A 12,149-nucleotide genomic window follows, 5' to 3' on the forward strand; every position below is an offset into this window, starting at 1 on the left:
GATGTCATCCTTGCGCTGTTTGCGACGGCGCTTGCCGTTTTGCGCCAGGGTCAAAACGAAGCGCCTGCTCTGGTTTCCGTGGTTCTGTTCGGCGACACTCCTGTCGCGTGATGCTGGAGGATGACGATGGGTAATGCCTGGTGGAACCTGACCCTGCGCTTTCTGCTTGAGCTTGCCGCCTTGCTTGGTCTCGGCATGGCGGGCTGGAGCCTCTCGGCCGGGTTCTGGCGCTGGATTCTCGCTGCCGCCTTGCCGCTGCTGGCGGCTATGCTCTGGGGCACCTTCGCCGTGCGCGATGATCCGAGCCGGTCGGGCGGGGCTCCGGTGCCCGTGCCCGGCGCCCTGAGGCTGGTGCTGGAGCTTGTCATCCTGTGCGGCGGCGCCGCGGGATTCTATCTGACTGGTCACGCGGCCATTGGCATCGTCATGGCTCTGCTGATTGCCCTCAGCTACGCCTTCTCGGTGGACCGGCTGGGTTGGCTGTTGCGGCAGTAAGACAGGAGCGGCATTTGCCGGTTTCGGGTGGCCGCGACAATCCTCATCTGCGACCCAGGCATCCATCCGCCGCAAGCCGGCACGAAGGAAGGATGCTGAGACATGTTCACCCTTACAAACAAGGTCGCGATCGTCACCGGCGCCAGCTCCGGCATCGGCCGCGCCGCCGCCAGGCTGTTCGCCGGGCAGGGCGCAAGCCTCGTCGTCGCGGCCCGGCGTCAAGCCGAGCTCGACACGCTCGTCGGCGAGATCGAGGATGCCGGCGGCACGGCTGTCGCACTTGTGGGCGATGTAAGGGAGGAAGCCTATGCGCGAGCGTCGGTGGAACTCGCCGTGGCCCGCTTTGGCGGCCTCGACATCGCCTTCAACAATGCCGGCGCCGTTGGCGTGATGGGACCGGTGCCCGATATGGCGCCGGCGACCTGGCAGGAGACGATGGACACCAACCTGACCAGCGCCTATCTCGCCGCCAGGCACCAGATTCCCGCCATGCTGGAGCGCGGTGGTGGCTCGCTGATCTTCACCTCGAGCTTCGTAGGCTACACTGCCGGCATGCCGGGCATGGCGGCCTATGCCGCCGCCAAGGCCGGACTGATCGGCCTGACGCAGGTCCTCGCCGCCGAGTACGGCCCGCAAGGTCTGCGCGTCAACGCGCTGCTGCCCGGCGGCACCGACACGCCCGGCGCCACGACCACCACGCCAGAGGCGCGCGCCTTCGTCGAAGGCATCCATGCCTTGAAGCGGATGGCCCAGCCGGAGGAGATCGCGCGCTCGGCGCTTTACCTGGCATCCGACGCGTCGAGCTTCACCACCGGCACAGCCTTGTTTGCCGATGGCGGCGTCTCGATCAACCGGACGTGATCCAGCCGGCAGGCTGGAAACATGACCATCCGGCAAAATGTAGCGGTGCGGCCTTGCATTTCGGCGCGAATTGACGATTTCGTTTCCCGTCGAAAATGGAAGGGGAACGATGCTGCTGATCAGAACCTATGTTGCCCAGAGCGCCATCGAAGGCGTAGGCGTGTTCGCGGCCGAACCGATCAGGAAAGGCGCTTCGATCTGGCGGCTCGATCCGGATTTCGACCGGCTGATCCCGATGGAAAAATATGAGGCGGCATCCCCGCATCTCAGGGAACTGCTCGACCGCTATGCCTATCCGAGTCCCGACAAGCCTGGCTTCATGGTCTATGAGGTCGACAATGGCCGCTTCATGAACCATTCGGAGCGGCCGAACACGGATTTCTCGCAATATGGCGGCGCCACCGCCATTCGCGACATCGCCGCCGGCGAGGAAATCACCTGCGATTACGGCGAATTTTTCGAGGATTTCGCACGCCTGCATCTGGCGGCGGCGGAAGGCTGAATGACGGCAGGCAGAGCGCTCGGGTTTTTGATCGCGCTTTCTTGCAATCAACGGTGGACATCCCGGGCTGATTCTGCTATCAGCCGCCCACAATTCGCGGTGTAGCTCGCCGCGGAGGCATCTCGGCTATGGCCGATTGCCTATCGATTTCAAACTCGAAGACAGGATTGCACGTGCAGGTACTCGTCCGCGACAACAACGTTGATCAGGCGCTTCGCGCGCTGAAGAAGAAGATGCAGCGCGAAGGTATTTTCCGCGAAATGAAGATGCGCGGTCATTACGAGAAGCCGTCCGAGAAGCGTGCCCGCGAGAAGGCGGAAGCCGTGCGCCGCGCCCGCAAGCTGGCCCGCAAGCGCGCCCAGCGCGAAGGCCTGCTGCCGATGACCCCGCGCCCGGCTCCGGCTGGTGCTGCCGGCGCATCGCGCTCGCCGCGCTCATAACGCCAATTTTTCGTCCTTTTCGAAGGATACCGAGGGTGGCGCGATGCGAAATCGCCGCCACCTTTTTGTTTATAGATTCGAGCCGGTTCGGAGAGGGAACGGACTGACGGCGCTGCGGCAGTGAGGACAAAGATGAACGCTATTACCGTAGAGCGCGGAACCGCTTTTCGCGGCTTCGCCCTGACGGCGGCCCTGCTTTCGGGTCTGGTGCTTGCAGCATGCCAGACGACCCCGACAGGTGAGTTCAACTCGATCGACAAGGCGCAAGGGTCGAGCGAGAACATCTCCTCGCTTTCGGCCGTCATCCAGCGCAATCCGCAGGACCCCGAGGGCTACAATGTGCGCGGCTCGGCCTATGGCCGCGGCGGCCAGTACCAGGCGGCGCTCAAGGACTTCAACCAGGCCATTCAGCTCAATCCGAACTTCTACCAGGCCTATTCGAATCGCGCGCTGATCCAACGCTTCCTCGGCAATCAGGAAGCGGCTTTGGCCGACTACAACCGCGCGATCCAGATCAACGCCAACTACGACGCCGCCTATATCGGCCGTGGTAATCTCTATCGCAAGGCGGGCCGCACCCAGGATGCCTTCAACGACTTCCAGAAGGCGATCCAGCTCGACACCACCGATGCCCGCGCCTATCACAATCGCGGCCTGATCTATCAAAGCCAGGGTCAGCACAAATTCGCCATCGAGGATTTCTCGACCGCGATCTCGCTGGCGCCGGACGCCGCCGAGCCCTACAACGGCCGCGGCCTCTCCTATCTGGCGACAGGCGACGAGGACAACGCCTTCTCCGACTTCAACATGGCCATCAAGCTCGACGGCAAGAACGCCGAGGCCTGGGCCAACCAGGCGTTGATCTACGAAAAGCGCGGCGACAAGGCCAAGGCTTCCAAGTCCTATCGCGAAGCCATCCGTCTCGACCCCACCTACCAGCCGGCCAAGGACGGCCTGTCCCGCGTCGGCGGCAGCGCCAGCTGATCAGGAGCTGACGCCGACATAGCGATCATTGCACGACGCTCAGGCGTCGTCTCCGATCGCTCAGGCGTCGTCCCCGATCGCTTAGGCGTCTTGCCCCTTCGCTCGGTCGCCGCCGGCGACCGCAGTGTTGCGCCGTGGAGACGCCGGTAGCGATCCGTTAACCGCCCAGGGCAAGGCGTTAACCTTTGCCATGTTCGCGCCAAGTTTTCGGCGGAACGCTCGACACACCTCGATCGTTTAAACCGGGGCCAAATTTTCGCGAAAGGACCTTTCCAATGATCAAAACTCTTGCCTGTGCCGCTGCCGCGCTTGCCGCCACGGTCCTCGCTTCTCCGGTAAGCGCCGGCACGCTGCGGCTCGGCACGCTCGATTGCACCATCGATGGCGGCGTCGGCTACGTCATCACCTCGAACAAGGGCGTCTCCTGCACCTTCCGGCCCTATCATCACGGTCCCGCCGAACTCTACACGGGCATGATTTCCAAGCTCGGCGTCGACGTCGGGCAGACGCATCAGGGCCAGCTCGTCTGGGCGGTGCTTGCCGCAACGCGCCATCACGACGCGGGCGACCTCGCCGGCAGCTATTACGGCGTCAACGCCGAGGCTTCCGTGGTGACCGGCGGCGGCGCCAACCTCCTGGTCGGCGGCCTCGACGGTGCCTTCATGCTGGAGCCGCTCAGCGTCCAGGCGCAGACCGGCGTCAACCTGGCCGTCGCGGTGGCCTCGCTGGATCTCGTCCACTCCTACAAGTGAGCCTTCGGCTTCCAAATTCGCTGCGCCGCATACGGCCCGGAACATCTGTTCCGGGCCGTATGCTTTGGAAAACCGGATCACCTCGGCGCAAATCACAGCTTGCCTCGAAATCCGCGAAAAAGCCTCTTGAGCTCAACTGAGCTTGAGGTTCTACAAGCCCTGCCGAACTGGATCTTGCGCCTCGTCTGCAATGCGGGATGAGGTGCGCGAAGACAAGCAGGAGATCGGCGTGACGGCAGCAAGCGGCAACAAGGTGGCCAGCAACAGAGTGGATTGGCGGGCGTTGTGGGCGAGCGGCGACCTGGCCCGCTTCTGCTTCGTCAGCCTCGGCATCCTGCTGCATGCCACGAACGAGACGATGGTCGCGACGGTGATGCCGGCCATGGTCGGCGATCTCGCGGGCGTGCAGCTCGTCGGCTGGTCCCTGGCGATCTACGAGCTCGGCGCGATCGTCGCCGGCGCCGCGGCCGGCCGGCTGGTCAGCTATGTCGCCCTGCGCTCCAACATGATGATCGCTGCCCTGCTCTACGCGATCGGAGCGCTGATCTGCGCCACGGCGCCTTCCATGCCGCTGTTCCTCGCCGGGCGTCTGGTCGAAGGGCTCGGCGGGGGCGCGCTCGTATCGCTGGCCTTCGTCTCGGTCGAGCGCTTGTTTCCACGCAACATCTGGCCGCAGCTCTTCGGCATCATGTCAGCGATCTGGGGCGTCGCCGCCTTCAGCGGCCCCATGCTCGGCGCGCTCATGACCGAGTTCCTGTCGTGGCGCTGGGCCTTCGGCGTGTTCACCCTGGGTGGCGCGGCGATGGCGCTGGCAAGCTTCATCGTGCTCGACACGCCCGAGGCGAGAAAGCCGCAGGCGAGCAGCGGCAAGGCACCACCTTTCCCCTATCCGGCGCTCGCCTGTCTCGCCCTCAGCGTCGTGCTGATCGCTGCCGCCGGCATCGACATCGCCTTGTTGCGCTCGTCGCTGCTGCTCCTGCTCGGCCTGATCGGCCTGGCGCTTTTCTTCTGCGTGGATGCGCTTAGGCCGCAATCGCGGCTCTTCCCGTCGCATCTGTTTTCATGGCGTTCCCCGCTTGGCAGCGGCATGACCATGGTTGCCGCATTCTCCGTAGCGACCTGCACCTTCACCATTTACGGGCCGCTGCTTCTCACCACGCTGCATGGCATTCCGATCCTGACCACAGGCTACATCATCGCCGCCGAATCGATCGCCTGGTCGATTCTGTCGATTCTCATCGCCAATGCGCCGCTGGAACGCGAGAGGCTGATCATCGTCGTCGGCGCCATGATGATCGCCTCCGGCCTTGCCGGCTTCGCCTACACCATCCCCGCAGGCTCGATCCCGCTGATTCTGCTCTGCGCGCTGCTGCAGGGCGGCGGCTTCGGCGTTTGCTGGCCCTTTCTCACGCGCGTCATCGTCGCTTCGGCGCGCGACAGCGAGCAGACGATTGCCTCGGCCGCCGTGCCGACCATGCAGCGCATCGGCTACGCCGTGGGCGCGGCACTGGCCGGCATCGTCGCCAACGCCAGCGGCTTCTCGGAGGGCCTGAACCATGAAGCGGCTGCCGGTGTTGCCGGCTGGCTGTTCCTCGCCTTCGTGCCGCTCGGGATCCTTGGATGCATCGCCGCGCTCAGGATCGCGCTGCCGGCGCTGCGGCCTCAGCAAGCGGCCGGCTAGACGACAATTGTCGCCAACCGCTCGGCAATCAGCGCGGCGAGCCGCGCCGCCACTTCGTCCTTGCCCATTTCCGGCCATTCCTCGACGCCGGTCCTGGAGACGATGCGCACCTTGTTGCGGTCGCCGCCCATCACGCCGGACGGACCGATGCCGCTTTCATGCGAAACGTCATTGGCGACGATGAAGTCCGCGCCCTTCTTCTTGAGCTTGGCCTCGGCATTGGCGATGAGGTCCTGTGTCTCGGCGGCGAAGCCGACGACGAGACCCGGCCTCTGCGCGTGATGACCGATGCCGGCGAGGATATCCGGGTTCTCGACCATCTGCAGCGAAGGCGGCCCTTTGCCCGCCACCTTCTTGATCTTCTCGCCGGCGGCGTTCGCCGTGCGCCAGTCGGCGACGGCGGCAACGAACACGGCGGCATCCGCCGGCAGCAGGCTCTCGACCGCTTGCTTCATCTGGCCGGCCGTTTCGACATGGGTGGTCGCGACGCCGGCCGGATCAGCGATGGTGACCGGGCCGGAGACAAGCCTGACATCGGCGCCGAGCTTCGCAAGCGCGGCCGCGATGGCATGGCCCTGCTTGCCCGACGAGCGGTTGGCGATGTAACGCACCGGATCGATCGGCTCATGCGTCGGGCCGGAGGTGACGATGATCCGGCGGCCGGCGAGCGGCTTCGGCTTCTCGTCGAGCATCGCCTCGATCGCGGCGACGATCTCCAGCGGCTCGGCCATGCGGCCCTCGCCCGCTTCGTTGCTTTCGGCCATCTCGCCCTTGGCGGGGCCGACAAAGACGATGCCGTCCTTCTGCAAGGTGGCCCGATTGCGCCGTGTTGCCGGATGCGTCCACATTTTCGGGTTCATCGCAGGCGCCATCAGCACCTTCTTGTCGGTGGCCAGAAGCACCGTCGAGGCGAGGTCGTTTGCATGCCCGCTGGCGAGCTTCGCCATCAGGTCGGCGGTCGCCGGCGCCACGACCATCAGGTCGGCCTCGCGCGACAGGCGGATATGGCCGACATCGTGCTCGTCATTGCGGTCGAACAGCTCGGTGAAGACATGGTCGGCCGAAAGCGCGCCGACCGACAGCGTGGTGACGAATTCCTGCGCGGCCGACGTCATCACCACCCGCACCGCAGCACCGCGCTCGCGCAGCCGCCGGATCAGGTCGAGCGACTTATAGGCGGCAATGCCGCCGCCGATGATCAGCAGGACGCGCTTGCCGGAGAAGGTCATGCCTGAGACCAGTTCCTTGCCCGTTGTCATTCCGACCTCAGCGCCGACTCGATATCGGTATGGATGAAATCGTCACCCTTGAAGAGCAACGGCAGATTGCGCGTCTTGGCCAAGGCGTAAGCGAAACAATCACCCATGTTCAGGGCGGCGCGATGACGAGACCCTCGGCCATATCGAGAATATGCAAGTCGTGCAGCTTCGAGCTGCGCCGAATCGAACGGAACAACGGTAAGCTCGAGGCGGTCCACAAGTACCTGCAGCTCGGCAGCGCTGATCCCACCGCTTGACCGACAGGCAACACAATGCGCCTCCAGGAGAGTCGCAGCGCTTATCAGTGCAGCAGAGGATGTACCAAAGACATCGATAAACTCACCGGCATCCGGCTCCGCTCCAATAATGGCGATTAGCGCTGACGTATCGACGGCGACCGTCACAGAAGTCCCTCGTCCCACATCTGATCCGTAAGCGCTTTGAGGTCGAACGGACGTTCAGGTTTCCGCCCAAGCGCCAGGATTTCGTCGCGAGAAGCTTTCAGCCGCCACCCTGCGGTCCGCGGCTTGGCTTGAGGGATAGTGGCCTCACGCAAGACATCTCGGGCTTCCTGTTCCATCGAAACGCCGCGTGCCGCAGCGCGCTGGCGCAGGACCTGTTTCACGCCGTCATCCAGATTGCGGATTGTGATGGTGCTCATGACGCTGCTCCTTACCTTCAATATAAGCAAGGCAACGAATGACTGCAATGCTAGCACTGCAGTCATTGCATGCAGCTAAATCAGCTTCCACGCAATATAGATCAGCGTCAGCGCGATCACCCACAGCGCCACGCGGCCGGAGCGGGTGTGGCGCGCTTCGGCCTTGCCGATGGCGCGCGCCGTCGCCTCGTCGAAGCGCAGGCCGTTCTCGGCCATCAGGTCGATCTCGCGCGACAGCCGGTCGGTTCGCGCGGCAATGTCCGGTGCCTGCCTTGCGAGCGTCACGAGTGCCTTGACGCCATCACGTGCATCGGTGAGCAGTCCGCGCGGGCCGAGATTGCCGGCGATCCAGTCGCCGACCACGGGCTCGGAGGTCTTCCACATGTTGAAGGCCGGATCGAGCGTGCGGGCAACACCCTCGACGACCACCATGGTCTTCTGCAGCAAGATCAGCTCAGGCCGCGTCGCCATATCGAACAGCTCGGTGACCTCGAACAGCAAAGTCAGGAGCTTGGCCATCGAAATGGTGTCGGCCGACTGGCCATGGATCGGCTCGCCGATGGCGCGGATCGCCTGCGCGAAGGCCGAGACATTGTGCTGGCGCGGCACGTAACCCGCCTCGAAATGCACCTCGGCGACGCGCTGATAGTCGCGCACGATGAAACCGTAGAGGATCTCGGCCAGAAAGCGGCGTTCCTTCTTGCCGAGCCGCCCGGCAATGCCGAGATCGACGGCGACGATGGTGCCGTTGGCCTCCACGAACAGGTTGCCCGGATGCATGTCGGCGTGGAAGAACCCATCGCGCAGCGTGTGCCTGAGGAACGACTGGATCAGGTTGGCGGCGATCGCCTTGAGGTCGTGACCGGCGGCGACGAGGCCGGCAATGTCGTTCATCTTGATGCCGTCGATCCACTCCATGGTGAGCACGTCGCGGCCGGTCCGTTCCCAGTCGACCGCGGGCACGCGAAAACCCGGATCGTCCTTGGTGTTCTCGCCAAGCTCGGAAAGTGCTGCCGCCTCGAGCCTCAGGTCCATCTCGACCTTGGTGGTCTGCGCCAGCGTCTGGGTCACCTCGACAGGCCGCAGCCGGCGCGACGAGGGGATGTATTTTTCCTGCAAGTGGGCGGCGAGGAAATAGCTTTCGAGATCCTGGAAGAAGCGTCGGCGCACGCCGGGCCGGATCACCTTCACGGCCACCCGCGAAGCGGCGCCCTCACGCACCACGTCGGCGCTGTGCACTTGCGCGATCGAAGCGGCAGCCACCGGTTCCCCGAAGACGACATAGAGATCGTCGATCTTGCGCCCGAGCGAGGCTTCGATCGCATGGACAGCCTCCGCCTTCGGGAAGGTATGCATCTTGTCCTGCAAGAGCGCGAGGTCGAGCGCCATGTCGTTGCCGACGACATCGGGCCGTGTCGCCAGGAACTGGCCGAGCTTGACGTAGGAGGGTCCAAGTCGCACCACCGCCCGCGCAAGCCGGTCGCCGCGCTGATAGCTCAGCGCCCGGCGGCGGGTGAAGAGCCGCGCCACGCGCCAGCCGAATTTCGGCATGCCGGAGAGTTCTTCGCCCGGCAACGCCGCGACGACGCCCTCGCGGACCAGCACCCAGCCGGCTCGGGCGAGCCTGAAGGCGGCGGCGACGCTGCTCATAGCCCAGCCTTGGTCAAAGGAGCCTGCTTCAAAGGGGCCTGCTTCTGCTGCAAAGGGCCGCGCCTCAAAGCTTCCAGCCGGAATGAAGGGCGGCAATACCGCCTGAATAGTTGCGGAAGGTGACGCGATCGAAGCCGGCGCGGGTGATCATCGCCGCGAAATTCTGCTGGTTGGGGAACTTACGGATGGATTCGACCAGATAGGAGTAGGGCTCGCCGTCGCCGGTCACCGCCTTGCCGATCTTGGGGATCGCGTTGAACGACCAGGCCTCATAGGCCTTGTCGAGCAGCGGCATCTCGACCTCGGAGAATTCCAGGCACAGAAACCGTCCGCCGCGCTTCAGCACGCGATAGGCTTCGGCAAGCGCGACCTCGATGCGCGGCACGTTGCGGATGCCGAACGCGATCGTATAGGCGTCGAAAGTCCCGTCCTCGAACGGCAATTCCTCGGCATTGGCTTCGACGAAGTCGGTGTTTGCGGCAAGCCCCAGCTTCTCGGCGCGGTCGCGGCCGACCGTCAGCATCGAGCCGTTGATGTCGAGCACGGTCGCATGGGCCAGGCGCTGGCTGGCCTCGACGATGCGGAAGGCGATGTCGCCGGTGCCGCCGGCGACGTCGAGCACCTTCCAGCCCACCCGCTTCGGCGGGTTCAGCCAGGCGACCATCGCGTCCTTCCACAGCCGATGCAACCCGGCCGACATCAGATCGTTCATCAGGTCGTATCGATTGGCCACCTTATGGAAGACGTCGTTGACCAGGGGCTGCTTCTCGCCTGCCCCGACCTTCCTGAAACCGTAGGAGGTTTCCATGCCGCCCGCGGCCGTGGTTCTCTCAACTGACATTATTTTGATCCGTCATAAAACCGGCGGGACCATAGCCGATCGATGGTGCCGACGCTATTGTCCAAGGCGCGGTTTTCGGCCGCGCTTTCAAAACCGGCCGGGAAAGGTCTTGCATGATTTTCCGGCCAGCACCTGTGCGAGAGCAGCATACCGGACGGGATGACCGCATGATTTTGAAAGCCGAACTGCACTGCCATATCGAAGGCGCGGCAGCGCCCGAGCTCGTCGTCAGCCAGGCCCGCAAATATGGCAAGGACCCTTCGCCCTATATCCAGAATGGCTCCTTCGTCTGGCACGATTTCACCTCCTTTCTCGCGGCTTACGATTTCGCTTCCGACCTGTTCCGCACTGAAGAGGATTATGCGCGCCTCGCCGACTATTACCTGACCAGCCTCGCCCGCGACGGCGCCATCTATTCTGAGGTTTTCACCTCGCCGGACCATGCCAAGAAGGCCGGGCTGTCGCCAAAGGCCTATACGGATGCGCTCGGCGAAGGCATGGCCCGCGCCAAGGCCAAGACCGGCATCGAGGGCCGCATGATCGTCACCGGCGTGCGCCATGTCGGGGTCGAGGCGATCGAGCAGGCGGCGCGCTTCGCGGCGCGCTGCGGTCATCCGCTGGTGACGGGTTTCGGCGTCGCCGGCGACGAGCGCATCGGCGACTTCGAGGATTATGTGCGCGCCGTCGAGATCGCGCGCGAGGCGGGCCTCGGCATCACCATCCATGCCGGCGAGCTGATGGGCTGGGAAAGTGTGGCGGCGGCCCTCGACCACATCCGCCCCTCCCGCATCGGCCATGGCGTTCGCGCCATCGAGAACCCCGACCTCGTCCGTCGCATAGCCGACCAGCGCGTGGTGCTGGAATGCTGTCCAGGCTCCAACATAGCGCTGAAAGTCTTCGACAGCTTCGCCGACCATCCCTTTCTGGCGCTGCGCGCCGCCGGCTGCAAGGTGACGCTCAATTCCGACGACCCGCCCTATTTCTGGACCTCGCTGAAGCGCGAATACGATATCGCCGCCGAGCATTTCCGCATGGACGACAAGGCACTCATAGCCGTCACCAGGACGGCCATCGAGGCGGCCTTCGTGGATAAGAAGACCAAGGCGATGCTGCTGAGCCGGTTGGACGCGAAGGTGCGGTGAGTGAGTAGGGAGTAGTCGGTAGTCAGTAGTTATGGATTTGGCCAGGCGCGCATCAAGCGGTTGAAGGCCGGAGCTTTCCCCGAGGCGAGGACTCGCAAATCGGCTCACTATTCACTACTCACTACTCACTACTGACCACTACCCACTGCGAACCAGTCGGAGCACATCATGCAGGGCGTCACCGTCGTCGACCACCCCCTCGTCCAGCACAAGCTGACCATCATGCGCAAGAAGGAGACCTCGACGGCCGGCTTTCGGCGGCTCTTGCGCGAGATTTCGCTGCTCTTGGGCTATGAGGTGACCCGCAACCTCGAGCTGACCACGACCATGATCGAGACGCCGATCGAGGAGATGGAGGCGCCGACGCTGGAGGGCAAGAAGCTGGTTTTCGCTTCGGTGCTGCGCGCCGGCAACGGCCTGCTCGAGGGCCTGCTCGACCTGGTGCCAGCAGCACGTGTCGCCCATATCGGCCTCTACCGCGACCATGAGACCTTGGAAGCGGTCGAGTATTTCTTCAAGGCGCCGAGCGATCTTGCCGACCGTCTGGTGATCGTCGTCGATCCGATGCTGGCGACCGCCAATTCGGCGATCGCGGCGATCGACAAGCTGAAGGGCCGCGGCGCCACCAACATCCGCTTCCTCTGCCTGCTCGCCGCCCCGGAAGGCATCGAGCGTTTCACCAAGGCGCATCCGGACGTGCCGATCTTCACCGCCTCGATCGACCGGCAGTTGAACGACAAGGGCTACATCATGCCCGGTCTCGGCGACGCCGGCGACCGCATGTACGGGACAAAGTGAGCGCCCTTTTTAACTGACCGTTTACGCAAGCTTGCGGTTCCGGCACGCGTTAAAGTCGTAAACACCATGGCGGGCCTAAGGAT

Annotated in this window: 14 protein-coding genes; 9 read left to right on the plus strand and 5 right to left on the minus strand. The window is 64.2% G+C overall.

What is annotated here, in order from left to right; genetic code table 11:
* The first annotated feature begins 126 nt into the window (after positions 1-126).
* From RFM41_RS02075 to RFM41_RS02105, 7 genes are all read left to right on the plus strand, one after another.
* Entirely contained in the window at positions 127-495 is a 369-nt protein-coding gene (locus RFM41_RS02075) for a DUF2568 domain-containing protein (protein ID WP_320245865.1), read from the plus strand.
* A gap of 102 nt (positions 496-597) precedes the next feature.
* Positions 598-1,356 carry an SDR family oxidoreductase gene (locus tag RFM41_RS02080; protein WP_320245866.1) on the plus strand — a complete coding sequence of 253 codons (759 nt, stop codon included), beginning with the start codon at positions 598-600 and terminating at the stop codon, positions 1,354-1,356.
* Positions 1,357-1,465: 109 nt separating this feature from the next.
* Positions 1,466-1,858 (plus strand): SET domain-containing protein, encoded by a 393-nt coding sequence (locus RFM41_RS02085; RefSeq protein WP_320245867.1) that lies wholly within the window; start codon positions 1,466-1,468, stop codon positions 1,856-1,858.
* 173 nt (positions 1,859-2,031) lie between these two features.
* Positions 2,032-2,298 (plus strand): 30S ribosomal protein S21, encoded by a 267-nt coding sequence (gene rpsU / locus RFM41_RS02090; protein ID WP_027165252.1) that lies wholly within the window; start codon positions 2,032-2,034, stop codon positions 2,296-2,298.
* Positions 2,299-2,430: 132 nt separating this feature from the next.
* On the plus strand, positions 2,431-3,282 hold the full coding sequence (locus RFM41_RS02095) for a tetratricopeptide repeat protein (protein WP_320245868.1): 852 nt from the start codon (positions 2,431-2,433) through the stop codon (positions 3,280-3,282).
* Positions 3,283-3,557: 275 nt separating this feature from the next.
* Entirely contained in the window at positions 3,558-4,034 is a 477-nt protein-coding gene (locus tag RFM41_RS02100; RefSeq protein WP_320245869.1) for a DUF992 domain-containing protein, read from the plus strand.
* A 229-nt stretch (positions 4,035-4,263) separates the two neighbouring features.
* Entirely contained in the window at positions 4,264-5,715 is a 1,452-nt protein-coding gene (locus tag RFM41_RS02105) for an MFS transporter (protein ID WP_320245870.1), read from the plus strand.
* Here RFM41_RS02105 and coaBC read toward each other — a convergent pair.
* From coaBC to ubiE, 5 genes are all read right to left on the minus strand, one after another.
* Positions 5,712-6,944: a bifunctional phosphopantothenoylcysteine decarboxylase/phosphopantothenate--cysteine ligase CoaBC gene (gene coaBC, locus RFM41_RS02110; RefSeq protein WP_320246199.1), complete on the minus strand. Its 1,233-nt coding sequence runs from the start codon at positions 6,942-6,944 to the stop codon at positions 5,712-5,714. The genes RFM41_RS02105 and coaBC overlap by 4 nt on opposite strands.
* Before the next feature lie 26 nt (positions 6,945-6,970).
* Positions 6,971-7,378: a type II toxin-antitoxin system VapC family toxin gene (locus tag RFM41_RS02115; RefSeq protein ID WP_320245871.1), complete on the minus strand. Its 408-nt coding sequence runs from the start codon at positions 7,376-7,378 to the stop codon at positions 6,971-6,973.
* Positions 7,375-7,635 carry a FitA-like ribbon-helix-helix domain-containing protein gene (locus tag RFM41_RS02120; protein ID WP_320245874.1) on the minus strand — a complete coding sequence of 87 codons (261 nt, stop codon included), beginning with the start codon at positions 7,633-7,635 and terminating at the stop codon, positions 7,375-7,377. The genes RFM41_RS02115 and RFM41_RS02120 overlap by 4 nt, the downstream gene beginning before the upstream one ends.
* A gap of 75 nt (positions 7,636-7,710) precedes the next feature.
* Positions 7,711-9,285: a 2-polyprenylphenol 6-hydroxylase gene (ubiB, locus tag RFM41_RS02125; RefSeq protein ID WP_320245876.1), complete on the minus strand. Its 1,575-nt coding sequence runs from the start codon at positions 9,283-9,285 to the stop codon at positions 7,711-7,713.
* Positions 9,286-9,349: 64 nt separating this feature from the next.
* Positions 9,350-10,126, minus strand: a complete 777-nt coding sequence (gene ubiE / locus RFM41_RS02130; protein ID WP_320245877.1) for a bifunctional demethylmenaquinone methyltransferase/2-methoxy-6-polyprenyl-1,4-benzoquinol methylase UbiE — start codon at positions 10,124-10,126, stop codon at positions 9,350-9,352.
* A 167-nt stretch (positions 10,127-10,293) separates the two neighbouring features.
* On the opposite strand from ubiE, the gene RFM41_RS02135 reads away from it, so the two are divergent.
* A complete protein-coding gene (locus RFM41_RS02135; RefSeq protein WP_320245879.1) occupies positions 10,294-11,268 on the plus strand; it encodes an adenosine deaminase in 975 nt (324 codons plus the stop codon).
* 168 nt (positions 11,269-11,436) lie between these two features.
* Positions 11,437-12,066, plus strand: a complete 630-nt coding sequence (gene upp / locus RFM41_RS02140; RefSeq protein WP_027165262.1) for a uracil phosphoribosyltransferase — start codon at positions 11,437-11,439, stop codon at positions 12,064-12,066.
* The last annotated feature ends 83 nt before the right edge of the window (positions 12,067-12,149 follow it).

This window comes from Mesorhizobium vachelliae, from assembly GCF_033977325.1.
Taxonomy (GTDB): domain Bacteria; phylum Pseudomonadota; class Alphaproteobacteria; order Rhizobiales; family Rhizobiaceae; genus Mesorhizobium; species Mesorhizobium vachelliae.